Origin of the sequence: Cupriavidus yeoncheonensis, assembly GCF_905397275.1 — a bacterium.
Taxonomy (GTDB): Bacteria; Pseudomonadota; Gammaproteobacteria; order Burkholderiales; family Burkholderiaceae; genus Cupriavidus; species Cupriavidus yeoncheonensis.
On record NZ_CAJPUY010000011.1, the window covers coordinates 1 to 22,125 of the forward strand.

The 22,125-nt window shown below is 67.6% G+C and carries 18 protein-coding genes; 11 read left to right on the top strand and 7 right to left on the bottom strand.

The features are described 5' to 3' along the window. The coding region (locus KHO22_RS16110) for a transposase (protein WP_211948158.1) at positions 1-449 on the bottom strand (449 nt) is incomplete at its 3' end. 94 nt (positions 450-543) lie between these two features. Between KHO22_RS16110 and KHO22_RS16115 the strand changes: the two genes are divergently transcribed. Then, on the top strand, positions 544-1,767 hold the full coding sequence (locus tag KHO22_RS16115; protein ID WP_211948159.1) for an MFS transporter: 1,224 nt from the start codon (positions 544-546) through the stop codon (positions 1,765-1,767). A 6-nt stretch (positions 1,768-1,773) separates the two neighbouring features. Here KHO22_RS16115 and chrA read toward each other — a convergent pair whose 3' ends face one another. Beyond that, positions 1,774-3,033 carry a chromate efflux transporter gene (gene chrA / locus KHO22_RS16120; RefSeq protein WP_211948160.1) on the bottom strand — a complete coding sequence of 420 codons (1,260 nt, stop codon included), beginning with the start codon at positions 3,031-3,033 and terminating at the stop codon, positions 1,774-1,776. A gap of 229 nt (positions 3,034-3,262) precedes the next feature. Here chrA and KHO22_RS16125 point away from each other — a divergent pair, with 229 nt between their 5' ends. Both KHO22_RS16125 and KHO22_RS16130 read left to right on the top strand, forming a co-directional pair. Next, positions 3,263-4,819, top strand: coding sequence for a methyl-accepting chemotaxis protein (locus KHO22_RS16125; protein ID WP_211948161.1), 1,557 nt, complete (start codon positions 3,263-3,265; stop codon positions 4,817-4,819). Between the two features lie 131 nt (positions 4,820-4,950). Then, positions 4,951-5,202, top strand: coding sequence for a GlsB/YeaQ/YmgE family stress response membrane protein (locus tag KHO22_RS16130; protein ID WP_211948162.1), 252 nt, complete (start codon positions 4,951-4,953; stop codon positions 5,200-5,202). Here the strand turns inward: KHO22_RS16130 and KHO22_RS16135 are convergent. Both KHO22_RS16135 and KHO22_RS16140 read right to left on the bottom strand, forming a co-directional pair. Beyond that, positions 5,175-8,333, bottom strand: coding sequence for a transglycosylase domain-containing protein (locus KHO22_RS16135; RefSeq protein ID WP_211948163.1), 3,159 nt, complete (start codon positions 8,331-8,333; stop codon positions 5,175-5,177). The two genes, KHO22_RS16130 and KHO22_RS16135, sit on opposite strands and share 28 nt — an antisense overlap. A 208-nt stretch (positions 8,334-8,541) precedes the next feature. Continuing rightward, on the bottom strand, positions 8,542-9,591 hold the full coding sequence (locus KHO22_RS16140; RefSeq protein WP_230426894.1) for an aldo/keto reductase: 1,050 nt from the start codon (positions 9,589-9,591) through the stop codon (positions 8,542-8,544). Between the two features lie 567 nt (positions 9,592-10,158). Here KHO22_RS16140 and KHO22_RS16145 point away from each other — a divergent pair. The 4 genes from KHO22_RS16145 to KHO22_RS16160 all read left to right on the top strand — a co-directional run bounded on the left by KHO22_RS16145 (position 10,159) and on the right by KHO22_RS16160 (position 16,551). Further along, positions 10,159-11,508 (top strand): HlyD family secretion protein, encoded by a 1,350-nt coding sequence (locus tag KHO22_RS16145; RefSeq protein WP_211948164.1) that lies wholly within the window; start codon positions 10,159-10,161, stop codon positions 11,506-11,508. Positions 11,509-11,641: 133 nt separating this feature from the next. After that, positions 11,642-12,934, top strand: a complete 1,293-nt coding sequence (locus tag KHO22_RS16150; protein ID WP_420839611.1) for a hypothetical protein — start codon at positions 11,642-11,644, stop codon at positions 12,932-12,934. A gap of 2 nt (positions 12,935-12,936) precedes the next feature. Then, positions 12,937-14,916 carry a glycosyltransferase gene (locus tag KHO22_RS16155; protein ID WP_211948165.1) on the top strand — a complete coding sequence of 660 codons (1,980 nt, stop codon included), beginning with the start codon at positions 12,937-12,939 and terminating at the stop codon, positions 14,914-14,916. 6 nt (positions 14,917-14,922) lie between these two features. Continuing rightward, positions 14,923-16,551, top strand: a complete 1,629-nt coding sequence (locus KHO22_RS16160; protein ID WP_211948166.1) for an efflux transporter outer membrane subunit — start codon at positions 14,923-14,925, stop codon at positions 16,549-16,551. 88 nt (positions 16,552-16,639) lie between these two features. Here the strand turns inward: KHO22_RS16160 and KHO22_RS16165 are convergent, their stop codons facing one another. Continuing rightward, positions 16,640-16,894 (bottom strand): hypothetical protein, encoded by a 255-nt coding sequence (locus KHO22_RS16165; RefSeq protein ID WP_211948167.1) that lies wholly within the window; start codon positions 16,892-16,894, stop codon positions 16,640-16,642. Positions 16,895-17,293: 399 nt separating this feature from the next. Between KHO22_RS16165 and KHO22_RS16170 the strand changes: the two genes are divergently transcribed. Then, positions 17,294-17,707 carry a YybH family protein gene (locus KHO22_RS16170; RefSeq protein ID WP_211948168.1) on the top strand — a complete coding sequence of 138 codons (414 nt, stop codon included), beginning with the start codon at positions 17,294-17,296 and terminating at the stop codon, positions 17,705-17,707. Between the two features lie 18 nt (positions 17,708-17,725). On the opposite strand, the gene KHO22_RS16175 is transcribed toward KHO22_RS16170, so the two are convergent. Beyond that, entirely contained in the window at positions 17,726-18,433 is a 708-nt protein-coding gene (locus tag KHO22_RS16175; protein WP_211948169.1) for an intradiol ring-cleavage dioxygenase, read from the bottom strand. 180 nt (positions 18,434-18,613) lie between these two features. Here KHO22_RS16175 and KHO22_RS16180 point away from each other — a divergent pair, with 180 nt between their 5' ends. Both KHO22_RS16180 and KHO22_RS16185 read left to right on the top strand, forming a co-directional pair. After that, on the top strand, positions 18,614-18,937 hold the full coding sequence (locus tag KHO22_RS16180) for a BrnT family toxin (RefSeq protein ID WP_211948170.1): 324 nt from the start codon (positions 18,614-18,616) through the stop codon (positions 18,935-18,937). Beyond that, positions 18,867-19,133 carry a BrnA antitoxin family protein gene (locus tag KHO22_RS16185; protein WP_211948171.1) on the top strand — a complete coding sequence of 89 codons (267 nt, stop codon included), beginning with the start codon at positions 18,867-18,869 and terminating at the stop codon, positions 19,131-19,133. The genes KHO22_RS16180 and KHO22_RS16185 overlap by 71 nt, the downstream gene beginning before the upstream one ends. A gap of 217 nt (positions 19,134-19,350) precedes the next feature. Here the strand turns inward: KHO22_RS16185 and argG are convergent, their stop codons facing one another. Beyond that, positions 19,351-20,676 (bottom strand): argininosuccinate synthase, encoded by a 1,326-nt coding sequence (gene argG / locus KHO22_RS16190; protein WP_211948172.1) that lies wholly within the window; start codon positions 20,674-20,676, stop codon positions 19,351-19,353. A 270-nt stretch (positions 20,677-20,946) separates the two neighbouring features. On the opposite strand from argG, the gene KHO22_RS16195 reads away from it, so the two are divergent. Then, complete coding sequence (locus KHO22_RS16195; RefSeq protein ID WP_211948173.1) at positions 20,947-22,104, top strand: CaiB/BaiF CoA transferase family protein; 1,158 nt, start codon at positions 20,947-20,949, stop codon at positions 22,102-22,104. The last annotated feature ends 21 nt before the right edge of the window (positions 22,105-22,125 follow it).

Below are 22,125 nucleotides of genomic sequence, written 5' to 3' on the forward strand. Positions count from 1 at the left end.
GTGGCATCCACGATCGTGCCGCTGTTGAGCTTTACGCCCCTGGTTTGCAGCACCCGGCCAACTTCGGCAAACAGCTTCTCACCCAGCTTATGCTCTTCGAGCAGGTGGCGGAAGTTGAGCATCGTCGTGGCATCAGGCACCGACTCGCACCCCAGGTCGATGCGTGCAAAGCCGCGCAGGCTCGGAATGTCATACAGCGCCTCTTCGCAGGCCTCGTCGGCCAGATTGAACCAATGCTGGATGAAATGGATCCGCAGCATGCGCTCAAGGCCGATCGGCGGACGGCCGTTGCCGCGTTTCGGGTAGTACGGCTCGACCACAGCGCACAGATCGACCCAAGGCACGATCGCATTCATCGTTTCGAGAAACTCTTCGCGCCTCGTGCGTTTGCGACGTGTCTCGAATCCCGCGCCCTGATCGGCTGCCACTGCCAGCGTCATCTGCTTCATCGTCTGGTTCTGCCTTTCCCGTCGAATTTCCTACCTATAACGCTTCGCGTCCCTTAGCGGTGGACTTATTCAGCTTTGCCTTAGAGGCGTGCCGATGCGAGCCGCCCTTGCCGACGTCGTCCTGCCGCGGGGTGCCGACCCCGTTGCCCTGACGCTGCTGGCGGGCCGCGCCCTGCGCGGCATCTGCGATGGCTTTGTCGCCGTCCTGCTGCCGGCCTACCTGCTGGCGCTCGGCTTCGATCCGCTCGCGGTCGGGCTGATCGGCAGTGCCACGCTGGCGGGGTCAGCACTGGCGACGATCCTGGTCGGCATGCTCGGGCACCGCTATCCGCTGCGGCGCATGCTGACGCTGGCCGCGGCGCTGATGGTGGCGACCGGCATCGGCTTTGCCGGGCTGTCCTCGCTGTGGCCGCTGGTGATCGTCGCCTTTGTCGGCACGATCAATCCCGGCTCGGGCGATGTCAGCCTGTTCCTGCCGCTGGAGCACGCACGCCTGGCGGATGCGGCCGGCCCGCAGGCGCGCACCGCGCTGTTTGCGCGCTACAGCCTGAGCGGTTCGCTGGCATCGGCCTTCGGTGCGCTGGCGGCGGCGCTGCCGGGCTGGGTGGCGGGGCACGGCATGCTTGCGCCACTCGGGGCCATGCGCGCGATGTTCCTGCTGTACGCGCTGGTGGGAGGCGCGTTGTGGTGGCTCTATGGCCGCTTGCCCGCGCGCGACCCGCATGCGGATGCCCCGCGCGTGCCGCTGGGCGCATCGCGCGGCATCGTCATGCGCCTGGCGTTGCTGTTCAGCGTGGACGCCTTCGCCGGCGGGCTCGTGGTCAACGCCCTGCTGTCGCTCTGGCTGATGCAGCGCTTCGGCCTGTCGCCGGGCGACGCGGGCCGCTTCTTCTTCTGGGCCGGGCTGTTGTCGGCGGGCTCGCAGCTCGTGGCCGTGCCGCTGGCGCGCCGCTTCGGCCTGCTGAACACCATGGTGTTCACGCACATCCCGTCCAGCCTGTGCCTGATCGCGGCGGCCATGGCCCCGGCGCTGGTGCCCGCGCTGGCCCTGCTGCTGGCCCGCAGCGCGCTGTCCCAGATGGATGTACCGACCCGCACTGCCTACGTGATGGCGGTGGTAACGCCACCCGAGCGGCCGGCGGCGGCCAGCCTGACGGCAGTGCCGAGAAGCCTGGCCGCCGCGCTGGGGCCCACCCTGGCGGGAGCGATGCTGGCCGCGGGCTGGGCTGCCGCCCCGCTGGTGGCCTGCGGCCTGCTCAAGATCGGCTATGACCTTGCCCTGCTGCGGGCATTCCGGCGCGTCGAGCCCGAGCGGTAGCCGGCACTACAGCCCTGCCGCCCACCCTGCGACAGCGGCCACCGCCACCACCAGCCACGGCGGCAGCCGCCAGAACACCAGTGCCACCAGCGCGACCACGGCCAGCCCGAAATCGAGCGGCGCGTGGACCGCGCTGGTCCAGACCGGCTGGTACAGCGCGGCCAGCAGCAGGCCGACCACTCCGGCGTTCACGCCGCCCAGCGCTGCCTGGGCACGGCGGCTGCGGCGCAGGCTTTCCCAGAACGGCAGCACGCCGACCACCAGCAGCATGCCGGGCAGGAAGATGGCCACCAGGCACAGCAACCCGCCGGCCCAGCCGGACGGCTCGATGTCCATGGCCGCGCCGAGGAAGGCGGCGAACGTGAACAGCGGCCCGGGCATGGCCTGCACCACGCCGTAGCCGGCCAGGAAGGCATCGCGCCCGACCCACCCGGTGGGTACCACCGCCGCGTCGAGCAGGGGCAGCACCACGTGGCCGCCGCCGAAGACCAGCGCCCCGGCGCGGAAGAACGCATCGAGCATCTGCAGGCCACCCGCGCCCGCGCCCGCGTGCCGCGCAAGCAGTGGCAGGCCGGCCATCAGCACGGCAAAGAGCACCAGGGCGGCAAGGCCCGCGCGGTGGCTCACGGGCATCGGCAAGGGATCGTGCGCGTGGCCGGCTTGCGGGCGGATCAGCACGAGGCCGGCGATCGCCGTGGCGGCAATGACCGCGACCTGGATCCACGGCCCGGGCACCGCGACAGCCAGGCACGCCGCCATCGCCATGAGTGTCACCCGCAGCGTGTCCGGGCACAGGCTGCGCGCCATGCCCCAGAATGCCTGCGCCACCACCGCCACGGCCACCAGCTTGAGGCCATGCAGCAGCCCCGCCGGAACGCCGGCGCCCCACGCCGACAGTCCCTGCGCGAACAGGATCATGGCCACTGCCGACGGCAGCGTGAAGCCGGTCCATGCCGCGAGCGCGCCGGCATAACCGGCGCGCGACAGCCCGAGTGCCAGCCCCACCTGGCTGCTGGCCGGGCCGGGCAGGAACTGGCACAGACCAACGAGATCGGCGTAGGCACGCTCGCTCATCCAGCGCCTGCGCGTGACGAACTCCTCGCGAAAGTACGCCAGGTGCGCCACCGGTCCGCCGAACGAGGTCAGTCCGAGCCGCAGGAACACCAGGAAGACCGACAGCGCACCGTGATGGTGCGTGCCGCTGTCACCGTCGCTGCTCTCCACTGCATCGGATTGCGTCATCGGGTCGCGTGGCGCCGCTGCCATGCCCTCTCCTTGCCGGAATGTTTGCGATCCGCGCGCCGCGGACCGACGCCGATTGTAGCGAGGCCCGGAGGCTTTGCCGTGACGATGCCGGCACTTCCGGACAAACCGAATCAACCCTGCAGGGTTCAGGGGAGGTTTTACCCCAATCAAGTTAGACACGGGCGTGCCGATATGGCGGTGACGGACGCCATAAGTCCGACTACACCGTGCAAAGGGAGGAATGAAAGCAATGCTGCAGAACTTGAGTCTGAGGAAGAAGCTCTTGCTGCCACTGGTGCTGAGCTGGGTGTGCCTGCTCGGCATCACGCTGTGGAATGCATGGCAGATGCGCGCGTTGCGCCTGGAGGAGCGCCGCCTGGACCTGGTCCATGTCACCGACACCGCCATGTCGGTGGCAGCCGAGTACGAAGCACAGGCCAGGGCCGGCAAGATGCCGCAGGCCGAAGCCCAGCAGCAGGCGCTGGAACGCGTGCGCGCCATGCGCTTTGGCGCCGACGGCTACTTCACGCTGATGCGCTCGGACACCGAAGTGCTGATGCATCCGTTCAAGCCCGAGATGAACGGCAAGAAGATGGAGGACATGAAGGACGCCAACGGCACCTACCTGTTCCGCGAGATGGCCGACATCGCCAAAGGTCCCGGCAAGGGCTTCGTCGAATACCTGTGGGCCAAGCCCGGCGCCGAAGAACCGCAGCCCAAGCTCAGCTACGTGGCCAACTTCCGGCCGTGGGAATGGAACTTCATCGGCGGGCTGTACCTGGACGACATCCGCGCCGAGTTCCGCCTCGCACTGTACAAGGCGCTCGCCCTGCTGCTCGGCGTGGGCGCGCTGATGACGGTGGTCATGCTGCGCGTGGCAGGCAGCCTGCAGAAGCAGCTCGGCGGAGAGCCCGCGCTCACCTCGCTGATTGCCGCACGCATTGCCGAGGGCAACCTGGCCACCGCGGTCGACGTGCGTCCCGGCGACGAGCACAGCGTGCTGTTCGCCATGCAGCAGATGCAGTCGCGCCTGACTGGCGCGATCGGCAGCATCCGCGGCTCGGCTGACTCGATCGCCGGCGCGGCCAAGCAGATTGCCGCGGGCAACTCCGACCTGTCGCGCCGCAGCGAGGAACAGGCGGCTTCGCTGGAGGAAACCGCGGCCAGCATGGAGCAGCTCACCAGCACCGTGCGCCAGAGCGCCGACAACGCCCGCCAGGCCAGCCGCCTGGCCGAGGGCGCGTCGGAGATCGCCGTGCGCGGCGGCGGCATCGTCAGCCAGGTGGTGACGACCATGGGCGACATCAAGCAAGCGTCGGGCAAGGTGGTCGACATCATTGCCGTGATCGAGGGCATCGCGTTCCAGACCAATATCCTGGCGCTGAACGCCGCGGTGGAAGCCGCGCGCGCCGGCGAGCAGGGCCGCGGCTTCGCCGTGGTGGCCGGCGAGGTGCGCACGCTGGCGCAGCGCAGCGCCACGGCCGCCAAGGAGATCAAGGCGCTGATCGGCAACTCGGCGCAGCGCGTGGAAGACGGCGCCGTACTGGTGGAGGGCGCCGGCAAGGCGATGGACGAGATCGTCGAGGCGGTCAAGCGCGTCACCGACCTGATGGGCGAAATGCGGGCGGCGACCGAGGAACAGACCGCCGGCATCGAGCAGGTCAACCAGGCGGTATCGCAGATGGACCAGATGGCGCAGCAGAATGCCGCGCTGGTCGAAGAAGCCGCGGCGGCCGCGTCCTCGCTGGAAGACCAGGCCGCCGCCCTGCACCACGCGGTGGGCCAGTTCAGGCTCGCAGGTGGCTGAGCGGCTGAGCGGCTAACGACCTGTAACAGTGCGGCCATGCCACCTGCCATGGCCGCGTGTATCATGAATCGCAGCGGACTGCGTTAGCGGACTAGCGCCGCCGCGATCCCTTCCACACGCAGGAGCAGATCATGATGGCATTCCTTGGCACCGTGTTCGTTGGCCTCATCGTGGGACTGATCGCTCGGGCCATCAAGCCAGGCGACGACAAGATGGGCTGGATCATGACGATCGTGCTGGGCATTCTGGGCTCGGTGGTGGCCGGGTTCGTGGGCCGCTCGATGGGCTGGTACCAGCCGGGCCAGCCTGTCGGCTGGATCGCGTCGGTGATCGGCGCGATCGTGCTGCTCGTGCTCTACGGCATGGTGCGCCGCAGAGGCTGATCGATCTTCACGACGTCGGCCGAGGCGGTCGCGCCTTCCGGCGGCGGCGCCTGGGCCTCGCTGCGCGGCAGGTGGATCTCCTGCGACCAGTCACGGCAGCGCAGCAGCGCCTGTTCACCGCCCGGCACTGCCATGGACGCCACCTGCGGCGCCAGGTAGCGCAGCACCCGTACCGCCAGCGCGCTGGTGAAGCTGTAGCGCGCGGCATAAGGCTCCCTCACGTTGAGGGTCACGGTGCCAAAGAAGCGCTCGCCGAGCGTGAAGACGAACGTGGCCGAACGGTTGACCGAACGCGACGAGATCAGCCGCCCGCCGGGGCCATAGGTCTGGAAGCGCTGGTCGCCGGTACCGGTCTTGCCGGCGATGGCGATCGGCTTGCCACCCTTGCCCGGCGCCACGAATGCTCCGGCAATCGACTTGGCCGTGCCGCGCTCGACCACGTCCAGCATCGAACGCCGCACCAGCGCCGTGATCTCCGGTGCCAGCAGGCGCTTGCCCGGCTCGGGCTGCAGCACGTAGCGGCTCTCATAGGGTGTATTGGCGGCGAAGTCCAGGCTGCGCACGGTCGCGGTCTGCGTCGCCATGCCGTCGTTCAGGATGATGCCGGCCAGTTCCGCGAGTGCGGCCGGGCGGTCACCGGACGCGCCGATCGCGGTGGCGTACGAAGGCGTCAGCGAATCGAACGGGTAGCCGAGCCGATGCCAGCGCCTGGCGATACGCTCGAAGGCCTCCTGCTCCAGCAGCGTGCGGATGCGGTTGTCCTGCCCGTACTTGCTGTGCGAGCGGAACAGCCAGCGGTACACGTACTGGCGCTGGTCCTTGCTGGCGCCCAGGATCTGCGACAGCGTGGCGTCCGGGTTCTTGCCCATGTACTCCACCATCCACAGTTCGAGCGGATGGACGCGCGACAGGTAGCCACGGTCATTGAGGTTGAACTTGTCCTGGCCGTACTTGCGGTACAGCGCCGCCAGGTCCTCGCCAGCGAGCTGCTTGGCCGTCATGTGCGTGCGAATGATGCGCTCGAAACTTTCCTCGTCGAGGTCCGGGCGCACGCTGAGCAGCGTCACCGACATGCGCACCGCCGTATAGTGCGGCGTGCTCACGCGCACGCGCCCGAGCAGCGTGGCCAGGCGCTGGTCGGCGTCCTTGCCGCGGTAGCGCTGGTAGAAACCCGTCATGTAGGCGCTGCCTTCCTGGTCGGCAAAGCGTTCCAGGTAGACGCGCCGTTCGGGTGCGTTGCGGTCTTCGAAAATATCGCTCATGTCCACGTTGCTGCCGTGGAACAGCTCATAGCGCACGATGTCGCGCATCATGCGGATGAACACCAGGTTGACCGAGTGCTGGAAGCCCACGCGCACGGTCATGATGCGCTCGCCTTCCCACTTCTCGAAGTTGGTGAAGCTCTGCAACCCCCCGCCGGTGTAGAAGCCCTCGCCGGCGCTGCCCGAATACTTGCGTTCCATGGCGGCGTCCAGCATGGCCGCCAGCGTGCGGTCCTGCGGCGCGCGCGCCTTGGAAAGGTAATCGATCGCCCAGCGGCTCAGGGCGTCCTGCCTGGCCACCTTCACGCCGGCCAGTTCTTCCTTGCTCATGCCGGCATAGCGCGCATGCAATTCGCTGAGTATCTCCAGGTAGGTCACCAGGGTGCGCAGCTTGGCCGTGGAGCCCAGGTTGAGCCGGGCGCCGCTGTTGATGTCGAACGGCTGGTCGATATTGTCGGCCTGCACGCGCACCACGCTGGCATTGCCCACGCGCTCGAACAGCGTGAAGCTCGCCATCAGCTTGGACGGATCGTCCTGGTCGCGCAGCAGGTTGTGGCCGTACAGCCCCATGGCACGCGCGACGTTCTTGTCGCTCATGCGCAGGAGCGTATCGGTGACGACGCGCTGGGCCTCGCGGTTGATGGTGCTGTCCACGGTCACGTCCAGGCGGTCCATGTCGTAGCGGCTGTCCACGCCGGTCAGGCGCCCGATGTCGGCCCGCACGCGGTTGACCGCCTTGCGCGTCACGAACGGCTCCCGGTCGGGCCTGGCCGGCGGTGCGGCCTTGTCCAGCGACTGCCGCAGTGCAGCGTCGCGCAGTTCGGGCGTAATGATGCCGTTGGCGGCCAGCAGGCGCAGGTAGCTGCCGGTGAGCGCGTCGAGATTGGTATCGTCGCGCCGCAGGTGGTAGGACGGGCGGCGCTGCGAGATGACCAGCGACAGGGCGCGCTTGTAGGCCTGGGCCTGACGGTCGGTCGGCGCGCGCGGGTCCATCTCTTTCATCAGGCGGTTGGCTTCGCCAAAGTCCTCGCCGTACCAGACCCAGAGCGCATCGCCGATGCCATTGACTTCGCCGAACCCGATCCGCGCGGACAGCGGCACGGTATTGAGGTAGTCCAGGACGATGCGTTCGCGCGCACGCTGCGTATCGGGTCCGTCCAGGTAGGCGCGCAGCGACGCGGACGCCATCTGCCGGAACTTCTCCGGAATGGACTGGGTCCGGCCTTCGGGCGAGTGCCGGTATTTTTCGATCTGCGTGGCAAGCGTACTGCCGCCCGGCGAGTCGTGCGAATGGTCGGCCAGCCGGATCGCCCGGTCGATCACGGCGCGCGACAGGCGCTTCCAGTCCAGCGCCGGATTCATGCTCGGGTATTCGGGATTGAGCAGGCCCTGGTTCTCGACGTACAGCAGTGAACTCACCAGCACCGGGGGCACTGCGGCGAAATCGTCGTACTGGCGCTGCGGATAACGCTCGAACGCCAGCGTCATGCCATTGCAGTCGCGCAGCACCAGGCCGGCCTGGTTCTTTTCACGGTAAGGCGGGAAGATGCCCTGGTCCATCAGGCGGACCATTTCGGGCGACATGCGCGCCTGTTCGGCGGGCACGAAGCCGCGCTCGCCAAGCCGTTGCGCAAACAGCGGCAGCCGGCCATAACCCATGCGGTCGTCGTACGGTCCGGAATGCGGGAAGCGGATGCTGTCGCTTGCGCCGGGCTGCACCTCGTAGGTCAGCTGGCTGGCAAAGCGACCCAGATAGCGCGCCTGCCATTGCGAATTGCGCACTTCATTGGAAACAAGGCTATAAACGACATATCCGCCCCCACAGAGGGCGACTGCCAAGCCAGCGAAGATCCAGCCACGTCGTGCCACGTTTTGGCCATCCCGTTCTACCGGCACCCTCGGCGCGGTCTTCACGCCGGTCCCAAGTGCAAGGGTGGCGGGCCGCTGCCGTGAACCCGCCTAGCTCAATATTAGTAGGAACACGCGCGCGGCGCTGCCTGTGCGTGGCCTCTTGCGCGGCTGTTGCCACAAAGCATCGCCGGCATCGGGCCACGCATCGTCCACTTGCGCGCTGGTGTCAGGCGGATGGCGCTTCGGCGACGCGTACCGGCCGGCCGCCGAACGGGTAGTTCGGGTCGTTGTAGCCATGCGTCGAGGCATGGCCCGGCGGGACGAGATCGTCGACCATGGCCTCTTCTTCCGGCGAAATGGTCACGTTCAGCGCGCCGAAATAATCTTCGAACTGGGCCAGCGTGCGCGGCCCGGCGATCACGGACGAAATGATCGGATTGGCCAGCACCCAGGCCGTGGCGAACTGTCCCGGCGTGAGCCCGCGCGCCTCGGCATGCACCTTGAGCTGCTGCGCGATCCGCAGCGATTCCTCGCGGAATTCGGTTTCCATCATGCGGCGGTCGGCGCGGCCCGCGCGCGTGCCGGTGGCGGGCGCCTGGCCCGGCAGGTATTTGCCGGTCAGCACACCGCGCGCAATCGGACTGTACGGCACCACACCGAGTCCGTAGTGCTCGCACGCCGGCAGGATTTCCACTTCCGGCATGCGGTTGAGCAGGTTGTAGTACGGCTGGCACGCCACGGGACGCGGCACGCCGAGCTGGTCGCACAGCCGCGCGATCTCCGCAATGCGCCAGCCGCGGAAGTTCGACACGGCCCAGTAGCGGATCTTGCCCGCACGCACGAGGTCACCCACGGCGCGCACCGCTTCCTCGAGGTTCTCGCCCGCGTAGTCGCGATGCAGGTAGAGGACATCGAGATAGTCCGTAGCCAGGCGGCGCAGGCTTTCCTCGACTTCGCGCAGGATCCACACGCGCGAATAGTGCGAATGGTTGGGACCCGGCCGCATCGGATTGCCCAGCTTGGTGGCCAGCACCCAATCGTGCCGGCCGCCTGTCAGCAGGCGTCCTACCATCTGCTCGGATGCGCCCTTGCTGTAGACGTCCGCGGTGTCGATGAAGTTCACGCCGTGTTCGCGCGCGCTGCCGACAATGCGCGCCGCTTCGGCTTCGTCGGTCTGGTCGGCGAACATCATGGTGCCCAGGCACAGTGCCGAGACCTTGAGGTTGCTGGCGCCAAGGCGGCGGTATGGCATGTCGGGCGTGGCAATGGCAGGCATGAAAAGTTCCCTGTTGCTTGGATCGATGTCCGGATTGGTGATATTCGCGGCAGTGCGCCGGCCTTGCATTCTGCCGCGATTGCGGCAATCGCGCAGACAGTCGATACGAAATATCCATCGCATCCGCGCAGCCGATGTCCGCGATGAATCGCGCCGGCGATCTGCGCCGCGATAAGTGGTGTGACATGCAGCCCTTACACATTTTTACAGCATATAGGCGGCAACTTGCATAGCCTTGAAACGCTCCGGGCAGCAACGTGGCAATGCAACATGTCCGGGGATCAATGGCGTTTCGCGCCTCGCCGGCGTTTCGCGCCTCGCTCTTCCTGCTCGCAAAATTCACTGCGGTGATGGCGCGGGCAACTCCAGGACCGGCTTGCCCGGTCCGATACGCAGGTCCGTCTCGTGCCGATACAGGCTCCGGGACGCGATGCATAAAAAATGTGTTGGGGGATGACGACTGCGCTTGCGCGCCAGCCTTCGGGCCACGCGCGGGGAGAGCGCTTGCCCATGCTGCCCGGTGCCTGCCGAGGCGGCACGGACCAGCTTTTTTTGCCAGAGGAAACCATGGACAAGAAGCCCGAGAAGCCGGACCCGAAATCCACGAGCCTGTTGCCGACGAAGATGCTGCAGTCGCGTCTGTCGCGGCAGGAAGAAGCCCTGGTGCGCCGACGAAGCCGCGAGATCGGCCTGCGTCCGCTATGGCAGATCGCCCCGCGCCTGGCCAGCTACGGGATGGTCGCGTTCATCATCTGGATCATCCTGTCGGTGATGTTTCCGCCCGTGTTCAACCGGTCTTCGGAACGCGCCGTCGTCAACAGCCCCGTGAATCTCGTGACCACGCCCGTCGAAGGCGTCATCACCCGCCAGGCGGTCGCGGTGGGCGGCACGTTCGCGGCCGGAGAGCCGCTGATGACGCTGCAGAACTCCAACCTCGACCGCGCGTTGCTGACGGAGCTGACCGGCAAGCAGCTCGACAACCAGACCCGCCTCGAAGCAGCCAAGGCCAAGCTGGCCGCGGACCAGACCCGGCTGGCATCGACCGGCCAGGACATCCAGCGCTATCAGTCGGCGGCGCAGCGTGAACACTCGGCGCGCGTCAAGGGCATTGAAGCGAAGCTGGCCGTCGCGCGCCAGCAGATCGACCAGCAGGAAGACGTGGTCAACCGCAACCAGGCCATGCAATGGGCCGGCGCGGTCAGCGAGGCTTATACCGATGCCTCGCGCAACCAGCTGACCGTGCTGTCGGGCCAGCGCGATGCCATCCAGGCGGAGCTGGAGAGCGCGCGCGGCAGCAGCGAGGCGGCGCGCAGCAAGGTCTACATGAGCAGCGCGGACGGCGCCGTCGGTGCGCTCGTGCAGCGCCAGGATGAACTGCGCGCCAGCATTACGCAGCTGCAGTCTGAGATCACCCAGCTCCAGGAGTATGGCGAATCCGTCGACAAGATGGTCCGCACCGAACAGGACCGGCTGGAGCGCGTGTCCAACCTGGAAATCAAGGCCTATGCGGGCGGCGTGGTCGAAGACGTGCTCGCGCCTCCGGGCACGCGCGTCGCGGCGGGCGCCACGCTGATGCGCACGACCAACTGCAGCCAACCGCGCGTGGTCGCGGTGTTCCCGCGCAGCCTGAGCAAGGACCTGCTGCCCGGCGCACGCGTCACGGTGAATGTCGATGGCGTGGCCACCCCGGTGCCGGGCTCCGTCGCCGAAGTCCTGCCGCGCGCGCCGGATGGCGACCAGGCACGCTACTTCGTGCCGTTCCCGCCGATCGAGAAGAACGAGGTGTACCTGATCGCCCGCCTCGACAAGCCGCTGCCGGACCTTCGCGCGACCGGCACGCACCAGACCGACCGCTGCGCGCTGGGCCACTGGGCCAAGGTCAGCCTGAACCGCTCCTGGCTGCGCAGCCTGATCTGATCCGATCAACCAGGGTAGAACGAGCGCCCGCAGGATGGAGTTCACCGTGCAGCGTTATCCGATTCCACGCTTGCCTGCCTGCAGTCCGCCGCGCCGTGGCAACCGCCGCGGCCGGCTGCTGGCAGCGGCGCTGATGGCTTGCTCCGCATTGAGCACGGCCATGGCAGCGCCTCCCACCCCTTCCGCCCCGCCGGCACGCGAGCAGCTGCTGCGCGACGGCTGCAAGGCGCTGGCCGCGCGCGTGGCCGCCGTGCCGGGCAAGGGCCCGGTGATGGTCGGCAGCTACGAGCCCGCCCCCGGCGGCGAGCCACTGCCGCCACCGCTGCAGCAATCGGCCTTTGTCTACGACAATGCGCTGGCAGGCGTAGCGCTGATCGCGTGCGGCCAGCCCGACGCCGCGCGCCGCATCGCCGACGGCGTGGTGGCGGGCGTCACGCGTGACCGGCACTACCACGACGGCCGCGTACGCAATGCCTATCGCGCCGGCGCCGTACCGGACGGACCGGTGCCGATGCCGGGCTGGTGGGACGCGCCGAGCAAGCGCTGGTTCGAGGACGCCTACCAGGTCGGCACCGCAACGGGCAACGTCGCGTGGGCGGCGCTGCTGCTGCTGGCCACCTACGAATCCACCCATGAGCGCCGCTACCTCGACTCCGCCGCGACGCTGATGGCCTGGGTCGACAAGCAGACCTACGGCAGCGAGAGCCCGGCTGGCTATATCGGCGGCTTCTTCGGGCATGAACCGACGCCGCGGCGCCAGGGCTGGAAATCGACCGAACACAATGTCGATGCCTATGCCGCGTTCCACTGGCTCGCCTTGCGCACCAGCGACCCGCGCTGGGACACGGCCGCGCAGCGCGCGCGCCGCTTCGTCGAGGCGATGTGGCAAGCGGGCGAGGGCCGCTTCGCCATCGGCACGCGCGATGACGGGCACTCGCTCAACGGCGAGCCGTCGGCACTCGATGCCTCGCTGTGGCCGCTGATCGCGGTGCCCGAGTCGGCGGCGTCGTGGCGGCGCGCGCTGGACTGGGCGCGCGCGCACCACACGGTGGGCGGCGGCTATGGCTTCAAGGCGCGGCCCGACGGCGTATGGACCGAGGGCACGGGCCAGGCTGCGCTGGTGCTGCGCGCCAGCGGCCGCGACGACGAGACCCGTTCACTGTGGCCGCTGCTGCTGGCGCAGCGCGCGCCGTCCGGCATGCTGTTCGCCACGCCGCAACCACGCATCAGCACCGGCCTGTCGATCGGCCCGGATTCGACCACCGAGGATTTCTACTACTTCCACCTGCCACACCTGGGCGCGACTGCCTGGGCCGTGCTGGCGGCCGCCGGCTGGAACCCGTTCCAGCCCGGCGGCGCCTGCCCGGCCTGCAGGACCGGCACCGCACAGGCGCAGGCCCCACCCGACGACATCCGCAGGGAGTGACGATGTTCGCCTACTTTCTTGAAAACCGCATGCTGGTAGAGATCAACGCCGGCGCCTTCCTGATCGCGGTGCTGTGCCTGCGCGGCGACCGCCACCGCGCCACCGACCGGTGGCTGTTCGGCGCCGCGGCGGCGGTGCTGCTGATGGTCTACTACGTGTGGCGCTTCTCGCAGACGCTGCCCGAATTGCGCATGGATTTCCCGAGCCTGTGGGCGCATGTGTTCTTCGGCTTCGAGACGCTGACCATCGCCTATACGCTGATCTCCATTGTCACGCTCACGCGTACGTCGGATCACAGCGCCGACGCCGACGCCAGCGAAGCCGCGCTGCGGCGCAACCGCCGGGCGCCCGCGGTGGACATCTTCATCGCCACCTACAACGAAGGCCTGGAGGTGCTCGAGAAGACCATCGTCTCGGCGCAGGCGATCGACTACCCGAACTTCCGCGTCTGGGTGCTCGACGATACGCGGCGCGACTGGCTGAAGGACTACTGCAAGCGCGTCGGCGTCAACTACGTGACGCGGCCCGACAACACCCATGCCAAGGCCGGCAACCTCAACAACGGCCTGCAGCACAGCACGGCGCAGCCGGATGGGGGCGCGCCGTTCATCATGGTGCTGGACGCGGACTTCGCGCCCAACCGCAATATCCTGCTGCGCACCGTCGGCCTGTTCAGGGACCCGCAGGTCGGCGTGGTGCAGACACCGCAGTTCTACTACAACGCCGACCCCATCCAGTACAACCTGCGCTCGACCGAATGCTGGGTCGACGAGCAGCGCGCCTTCTTCGACATCATGCAGCCGGCCAAGGACGCGTGGGGCACGGCGTTCTGCATCGGCACCTCGTTCGTGGTGCGGCGCGAGGCGCTGGAAGCCATCGGCGGCTTCCCGACCGGCACCGTCACGGAAGACATCCACCTGACGTACCGGCTCATGCCGCACGGCTACGTCACTCGCTGGCTCAACGAACGGCTGAGCGTGGGCCTGTCCGCCGAGGGCCTGCCCGAATACATCAGCCAACGCAGCCGCTGGGGCCTGGGCACGATCCAGGTGGCGCTGACCGCCGACGGGCCGCTGCGCGGGCGCGGCTACACAGGCTTGCAGCGCCTGCACTATGTGCACGGCCTGCTGCACTGGATCAGCCGGCCGTTCACGCTGATGCTGCTGGCCGGACCGCTGCTGTACTGGTACCTGGACGTGCCCACGCTGTATGGCGATCCGCTGCAGTTCCTGGCCTACGGCGTGCCGGCCCTGTTGCTGTACTGGGCCTACAGCATCTGGGTGACGGGTTCGCGCGCGATGCCGATCTTTACTGAAGTCACGCAGATCGTCGCCGCGGCCGCGGTCACCGCCACACTGGCCAGCGCGGTGATCAAGCCCTTCGGCCGGCCATTCAAGGTCACCAACAAGGGACTCGACCGCTCGAAGGTGGTCGTGCACGGCAAGTTCGCCGCGCTCTATGGCGCGCTGTTCGTGCTGGCCGGCATGGGGCTGGCACGCGCCGTGGCAGCCGATGCCGGCGCGCAGGGGGTGGCGTTCAACGTCATGTGGACCGTCGTATCGATGGTGCTTTACCTGGCGTCGCTGCTGGTCTGCTTCGAGCTGCCGCGGCCGCGCAAGGAAGAGCGCTTTCCGTACCAGGCACGCGCCCTGCTTCGGCTGCACGGTACGGATGGCACGGCACGCGAGTTCGCCGGCGTCACGCGGGACCTCTCCTGCAACGGAGCGGCACTGCTGTGCCCGCACGCGGCAGCCGCACCGGACGGTGCCGAGGGCGCCTTCTGGCTGGCGCCACTGGGCTGGGTGCCATGCCGCGTCGCCCGCACGCGCAAGGGGCTCATCGGCGTGGCGCTGCGGCCCGACATGGCCGCCCGGCACCGCCTGATCCGCCTGCTGTTCAGCGAACCCGCCCACAACATCGCATACCAGGGCCGCCCTCGCGTCGCCATCGCGCAACTGCTGCGCCGCGCCTTTGCCGGTTGACCACGGATGAACTCTATGAAATCACGACAGATGCGGACCTTCTTCCCTTTGCGGCGCATTGCGGCGGCCACTGTTCCCCTTGCCCTCGCGGCCTGCACGCTGGAGCCCACCTATCAGCGGCCCGACCAGCCGGTGCCCAATGCCTGGCCTACCGGACCTGCCTATGCCCAGGGCACGGGCGCTCAGGCGCAGGCGCAGGGACAGGGACAGGGACAGCAGACGCCAGCCCGGACGCAAACGGAAACGCAGACGCCCGCAGCCAGCCTCGGCTGGGAAGACTTCTTCACCGATGCGCGCCTGCGCCGGCTGATTGAATTGTCTCTGGCGAACAACCGCGACCTGCGCATGGCGACACTGGCCATCGACCAGGCGCGCGCGCAGTACCGCATCCAGCGCGCGGCGCAGTTCCCGTCGATCAACGCCAGTGCAGGCATGGTGGCATCGCGCGTGCCCGGCACGTTGCGCGCGCCGGGACAGCCATCGGTCCTCCATGCCTACACGGCCGGCGTTGGCTTCAATGCCTTCGAACTCGATGTATTCGGCCGCGTGCGCAGCCTCAAGCATGAGGCGCTGGAACAATACCTGGCGGTGCAGGAAGTGCGCCGCAGCGCGCAGATCAGCCTGGTGGCGGAAGTCGCGAGTGCCTACCTGACGCTGCAGGCCGACAAGGAACTGCTGAAGATCTCGCAGGAGACGTTCGACGTGCAGCAGTCCGCCGTGCAGATGGTCGAGCGCAGCAAGCGTGCCGGCGGCATGGCGCAGATCGACATGCACCGCGCGCAGACGCAGCTCGAAACGGCGCGCGTGGGCGTGGAGCAGTACACACGCCAGGTCGCACAGGACGAGAACGCACTGGCGGTGCTGGTGGGCACGCAATTGCCGGAAGACCTGCCGCCGCCACAGCCGTTCGAGAACACCTCATTCGTCGCCGAGCTGCCGGCCGGCCTGCCGTCGGCGCTGCTTGAGCAAAGGCCCGACATCATGGCCGCCGAGCACCAGCTCAAAGCCGCCAATGCCGACATCGGCGCGGCCCGTGCGGCGTTCTTCCCGAGCATCTCGCTGACGGCGGCGATCGGCGTGGCCAGCGCCGCACTGTCCGGACTGTTCTCGGGCGGCATGGCATGGGCGTTCGCTCCGTCGATCACCATGCCGATCTTCAACGGCGGTGCCAACCAGGCCAGGCTCGATGCGTCCAGGGTGCAAAAGGACATCAACGTCGCCGCATATGAAAAGACGATCCAGCAGGCCTTCCGCGAAGTCGCCGACGGACTCGCCGCGCGCGGGACGTACGATCGCGAAGCCGCGGCGCAGGAAACGCTCGCGCGCGAGATCGGCGAGACGCGGCGCTTGTCGGAAATGCGGTTCCGCAATGGCGTGGATGACTACTTCCCGGTCTTCGACGCGCAGCGCCAGCTTTATTCGGCGCAGCAGTCGCTGGTCACCATCCGGCTTGCGCGGCTGACCAGCCGCGTCGATCTCTACAAGGCACTGGGTGGAGGCTGGTCACAGCGTACGGCAACGGCGGATACGTCGGCCCCGCAGTCGGCCCCGCAGTCGGCCCCGCGATCGGCCCCACAATCGGCAACGCCGGTGGCAGCCGGCGTGACTGTCGGGACCGGCACGGCTTCCCGTTAGACAGCGCAGAGACCATGCAAAGCGGGCACCGGCGAAAATCGCCGGTGCCCGCCGTGACAGATCGTCTGTGCCGTTAGCTCACGCCATTTCAATAGCGCGGAGCGGTGGATGACGTACCACCTGAGGTGGCGCCACTGGACGAGCCCGCCCCGGACGACGTGCCCGGCGCCATGCCATAACCTCGCGGACGCCCACCCGAGTTGTCTGTGACCGAGCCCGAGCCCGACACCGTGCCGGAACCCGAACCCGACCCCGAACCGGTCGCCGTGCCGGTCGCGCTGCAACCTGCCAGCGTGCCAAGGGTGGTTGCCACCATCATGCAAACCAGTATCTTCTTGCTCATGCTTACCTCCATCAAAGCCATGGCAACCGGCCGGCAGGCCTGGCTCAACCCGGGCCTGCCCTTCGCGCCGGTCCTGTGTTGGACCAAGGCAACTGCCATACCAGCACAAGCGCCGGCTCCAGATCCCGCATATGTGCTTTGCCTTGCCTCTTGCGGGTCAAGTCATGCTTCCGCACGCAACGTAATAACTGCCTTCGATGTAGAAAATTCATCATGTGCGTGACGCCGTGGCGGCAAAGGCGCGCAGAGGGACGATCTTCCGAACCGGAGGCGCCGGTACATACCTTGCATCGCAAACAAGACCGGTTCGGCGGCAAAGCGGCATCGGTGACGGACCCGTCCGCCAGATGCACTACCATGCCCAGCTTGACCGTGCACCGAGGCACCAGCGAGGCAAACATGAATTCCGCAGACGACGAACGCGCCATCCGTGAACTGGTACAGAACTGGTTCTCCGCCAGCCAGCGCGGCGATACCGACACCGTGTTGAGCCTGATGACAGACGACGTCGTCTTCATGGTTCCCGGACAGGAGCCCTTCGGCAAGCGCGCGTTCGCGCAGGCCTCGGCGGGCATGAAATCCGTGCGGATGGAGGGCAGCTACGACATCCGCGAAGTGCAGGTGATGGGCGACTGGGCCTACCTGCGCAACTTCATCGAACTGACCGTGACCCCGCCCGGTGGCGAGGCGGTGCACCGCTCCGGCTATACGCTCACGCTGTTGCGCCGGGAAGCCGACGGCAACTGGCGGCTTTGCCGCGATGCCAACCTGCTCGCGGGCAGCGCGCCGGCCGCACCGAAGGACACGGAATAGGCCCCCAGGCAGATCCCGCTACAGGGAGGATCTCGCGCCCCTGCCCTGGGCGGCACCGCGCGCAATCCCCACGACGAACTCCCCATCCAGCCCTTCCGCCGCACTGCGTACCCGCACCAGCGGCGGCGCGCTGCCTGCGATCGGATCCTGCGCGTTCACGCGCGTCGGCACCCCGCGCGCGCGGTACGCCGGATGGCTGCCCAGCACCTCGCGATTGAGTGCATCGCTGAAGTAGAGCTGGCTGGTCAGCACCTCGGTGTTCGCCAGCAGCACCTTGAAGTGGATATGCACGGCACGCGGCCGGTACCAGCCGGGATAGATGGTGACAAAGGCCGCTGCACCGTCAGCACCGGTCCGCTGCACGCCGCGCAGGAAGCGCGTGGCATCGCGTGGTCCGTCTTCCCCGCTGTAGCTCCCGTCGGCATCGCAATGCCAGATGCTGACCAGCGCGCCTGGCACCGCGGCACAGCCGCGGTCTGCGTCGACAAGGGTCAGCCGCAGACGCAGCGGCTGGCCGGGACGGCCGTCACGGATGTCGCTGCGCAGCTGCGCATCGCCGAGATAGAAGGGGCCTTCGGTGGCTGCCGGGGTCAGCAGGCAGGCGGCAGGCGCGCTCTGCGCCGCGCTGGCGGTCCGCAGGCCGGCCATGGCCGCAAGGCCGCCAATCTCGCCGAGGAAATGGCGGCGCGTGGTCTTTGCGGGGCGGTCGGGAGGCGATGTGGTCATGTGAGGCTCCCCTCGGGCATGGTCACACCAGTCTATGCGCCCGAACATTCAGACAGAAGCCCCTGTCGTGACCAGACGTCGGGCCTTATGCTCCTGCGGGGCCTGGGCCTTGAGGATCACAAATGCCGAGTGGCCTGGAATTCGTTGCACCATACATTTTATGTAGCTACAATAAATAGCATGCACACGACCTACGATCCTGGCAAGGACGTGGCCAACAAGATCAAGCACGGTGTATCGCTGGCGCTGGCTGTTGCCATCGACTGGTCCGCGGTCTGGTGTGCTCCGGACAACCGCCGGGATTACGGCGAGTTGCGCGAAATCGGCTACGCGGCGATCGATTGCCGCCTCTACTGCGTGGTGTTTACGCAGCGCGGCAACATTGTCCGGGTAATCAGCCTGCGCAAGGCAAACAACCGCGAGATCGAACGCTATGAGCAAGCTACTTCGAAATACCCCTCAGGAAGAGGCAGCGATTGCGCGTGGGATCGCAGCCGACACTGACACCTTCGTCCCCGGCGACGAGCAGTTCGAGCAGATGAAGCCACGGCGCGGCCGCCCGAAGCTGGAGGTACGCAAGGAGCTCGTCAGCGTCCGCTACGACGTCGAGGTCCTGGAAGCTTTCCGCGCCATGGGCGACGGGTGGCAGACACGCATGAACGACGCCCTGCGCGACTGGCTGCGCACGCATCGGCCATAGCCCCCCTCGGATGGCCCTTCTTGGGCGGCCATGGCCGGCGCCACGCAGAATTGACCAATTCGCCCTGGCTGTTATGCCTGTGTTGACACAGATGGCGCCTTGATTTCGGATGGCGGGCTGGCTTGAGGGCTATCTGAAGAACAAAAAAACCGGCACCCCAGAGTGCCGGTTTTTTCATGCCGCTGCGTCATCGCGCAGCACCATCACAGCCGCCCGATCAGTCTTCCAGCTTCGGCAGCGAAGCACTGACCGACGACGTCAGCAGCCCCGCCTTCGCATACGTCTGCAGCTTCTCGCGGGTATCCACGATATCCAGCGTACGCATGGTCAGCTGGCCGATACGGTCCAGCGGGGTGAACATCGACTCGCCCTTTTCCATGGTCAGCCGTTCCGGCTTGTAGGTCAGGTTCGGCGACGTGGTATTGACGATCGAGTAGTCATTGCCGCGACGCAGTTCGATGGTGACTTCGCCGGTGACGGCGCCAGCCACCCAGCGCTGCGCGGTTTCGCGCAGCATGATGGCCTGCGGGTCGAACCAGCGGCCCTGGTACAGCAGGCGGCCCAGGCGGCGGCCGTTGTCGCGGTACTGCTCGATGGTGTCTTCGTTGTGGATGCCGGTGATCAGGCGCTCGTAGGCGATGAACAGCAGCGCCAGGCCCGGGGCTTCGTAGATGCCGCGGCTCTTGGCTTCGATGATGCGGTTCTCGATCTGGTCGCTCATGCCCAGGCCATGGCGGCCGCCGATGCGGTTGGCTTCCATGAACAGGTCGACGGCGTTGGCGAAGGTCTTGCCGTTCAGCGCGACCGGCTGGCCTTCTTCGAAGCGCACGGTGACTTCCTCGCGCTTGACTTCGACGTCGTCGCGCCAGAACTGCACGCCCATGATCGGCTGCACGATGCGGATGCCCGAGTCCAGGTGCTCAAGGTCCTTGGCCTCGTGCGTGGCGCCCAGCATGTTGGAGTCGGTGGAGTACGCCTTCTCGGCCGACATCTTGTAGTCGAAGCCGTTCTGGCGCATGAACTCCGACATCTCGGCGCGGCCGCCCAGTTCGTCGATGAACTGCTGGTCCAGCCACGGCTTGTAGATCTGCAGGCCGGGGTTGGTCAGCAGGCCGTAGCGGTAGAAACGCTCGATGTCGTTGCCCTTGAACGTGCTGCCATCGCCCCAGATATTGACGCCATCTTCCTTCATCGCGGCGACCAGCATGGTGCCGGTGACGGCGCGGCCGATCGGGGTCGTGTTGAAGTAGGTGATGCCGGCGGTCGAAATGTGGAAGGCACCGCACTGCAGTGCGGCAATGCCTTCGGCGACCAGCTGGGTGCGGCAGTCGACCAGGCGGGCTTCCTCGGCGCCGTAGGCCTTGGCGCGGCGCGGAATGTCGTCGTAGTCCGGCTCGTCGGGCTGGCCCAGGTTGGCGGTGTAGGCGTAGGGGATGGCGCCCTTCTGGCGCATCCAGAGAAGCGCCGCGCTGGTGTCCAGGCCGCCAGAGAACGCAATGCCGACGCGCTGGCCGGAGGGAATGTGCTGAAGGATGGTAGTCATCGCCAGTAAATCTATGTGAATTTGTCGGCTCTTTGAGCGGCTTTCGGCCGGGGCCGGAAGCACAGGGACTGCGGCCGGCCGAGTCACGCGCCGCGTCAGGTGCCAAACGCGAATTGTGACACGGCAGCGGGCTGGCGCCAAACCCGGCGTCCTGACAGGCCATGCCGGACCGTTCAAAACCGGCGAACGCGCCCTTAAAAACTCTCGACTGGTTCGGCCCGGGGCCCCTCCCTATACTGCGCCGCATTGTCTTGCGAATGCGGAGTTGTCATGCTTCAACGCGCCCTTGAAGGCGTCCGGGTCCTGGACCTGTCGCGCATCCTGGCCGGCCCCTGGTGCACCCAGAACCTGGCCGACCTCGGCGCCGCGGTGACCAAGGTCGAACACCCCGAGCGCGGCGACGATACGCGCGGCTGGGGGCCGCCCTACCTGCAGGCGGCCGATGGCAGCGACGCGCGGCTGTCCGCCTACTTCATCAGCTGCAACCGCGGCAAGCGCTCGGTGGCGATCGACTACGGCACGCCCGAAGGCGCCGCGCAGGTGCGCGAGCTGGCCCGCCAGGCCGACGTGCTGGTGGAGAACTACAAGGTCGGGACGCTGCGGCGCTACGGGCTGGACTACGACAGCCTCAAGGCGATCAACCCGCGGCTGGTCTACCTGTCGATCACCGGCTTCGGCCAGGACGGCCCGATGGCCGACAAGCCCGGCTACGACTACGTGTTCCAGGGCATGGGCGGGCTGATGAGCTACACCGGCCAGCCCGACGGCAGCCCCGGTGCCGCCCCGCTGCGCACTGGGGTGGCGGTGGTGGACCTGAGCACCGGCATGTACGCGACCTCGGCCGTGCTGGCGGCGCTGTACCAGCGCCAGGCCACCGGGGTCGGCCAGCACCTGGACATCGCGCTGCTCGACGTGGCCGTGGCGCTCAACGCCAACCAGGGCGCCAACTACCTGGTGTCCGGCGAGAACCCGCAGCGCACGGGCAATGCGCATCCCAACTGCGCGCCATACGAAGTGTTCCGCTGCGCGGACGGCTACCTGATTCTCGCCATCGGCAACGACGGCCAGTTCGCGCGCTTCTGCACGGTCGCCGGCTTGCCCGGGCTTGCGCGGGACGCGCGCTACGCCACCAATTCCGCACGCATCGAACACCTGCCGCAACTGCGCGCCTTGCTGACGGAGATCTTCCCGACACGCACGCGCGCCGCATGGACCGGGGCGTTCGATGCCGCCGGCGTGCCGTGGGGCCCGATCCACACCATGGAAGAGGTCTTCGCGCATCCGCAGGTGCGGCACCGCGGGCTGCAGCAGGTCGCCCGGCACCCCGTGATGGGCGACCTGCCGATGGTGCGCAACCCGATGCTGGCCGGCCAGACCGGACCGCTGCAGCCGCCGCCCCTGCTGGGCGAGCACACCGCGGCGGCCTGACGCCGCCGGGCCATACAGAAC

Coding starts and splice junctions, on each gene's coding strand:
- argG (WP_211948172.1), bottom strand. CDS start 20,676: ATGACTACCATCCTTCAGCACATTCCCTCCGGCCAGCGCGTCGGCATT.
- chrA (WP_211948160.1), bottom strand. CDS start 3,033: ATGGCAGCGGCGCCACGCGACCCGATGACGCAATCCGATGCAGTGGAG.
- KHO22_RS16130 (WP_211948162.1), top strand. CDS start 4,951: ATGATGGCATTCCTTGGCACCGTGTTCGTTGGCCTCATCGTGGGACTG.
- KHO22_RS16180 (WP_211948170.1), top strand. CDS start 18,614: ATGCACACGACCTACGATCCTGGCAAGGACGTGGCCAACAAGATCAAG.
- KHO22_RS16165 (WP_211948167.1), bottom strand. CDS start 16,894: ATGAGCAAGAAGATACTGGTTTGCATGATGGTGGCAACCACCCTTGGC.
- KHO22_RS16170 (WP_211948168.1), top strand. CDS start 17,294: ATGAATTCCGCAGACGACGAACGCGCCATCCGTGAACTGGTACAGAAC.
- KHO22_RS16185 (WP_211948171.1), top strand. CDS start 18,867: ATGAGCAAGCTACTTCGAAATACCCCTCAGGAAGAGGCAGCGATTGCG.
- KHO22_RS16140 (WP_230426894.1), bottom strand. CDS start 9,591: ATGCCTGCCATTGCCACGCCCGACATGCCATACCGCCGCCTTGGCGCC.
- KHO22_RS16125 (WP_211948161.1), top strand. CDS start 3,263: ATGCTGCAGAACTTGAGTCTGAGGAAGAAGCTCTTGCTGCCACTGGTG.
- KHO22_RS16150 (WP_420839611.1), top strand. CDS start 11,642: ATGGCTTGCTCCGCATTGAGCACGGCCATGGCAGCGCCTCCCACCCCT.
- KHO22_RS16145 (WP_211948164.1), top strand. CDS start 10,159: ATGGACAAGAAGCCCGAGAAGCCGGACCCGAAATCCACGAGCCTGTTG.
- KHO22_RS16195 (WP_211948173.1), top strand. CDS start 20,947: ATGCTTCAACGCGCCCTTGAAGGCGTCCGGGTCCTGGACCTGTCGCGC.
- KHO22_RS16155 (WP_211948165.1), top strand. CDS start 12,937: ATGTTCGCCTACTTTCTTGAAAACCGCATGCTGGTAGAGATCAACGCC.
- KHO22_RS16115 (WP_211948159.1), top strand. CDS start 544: ATGCGAGCCGCCCTTGCCGACGTCGTCCTGCCGCGGGGTGCCGACCCC.
- KHO22_RS16160 (WP_211948166.1), top strand. CDS start 14,923: ATGAACTCTATGAAATCACGACAGATGCGGACCTTCTTCCCTTTGCGG.
- KHO22_RS16175 (WP_211948169.1), bottom strand. CDS start 18,433: ATGACCACATCGCCTCCCGACCGCCCCGCAAAGACCACGCGCCGCCAT.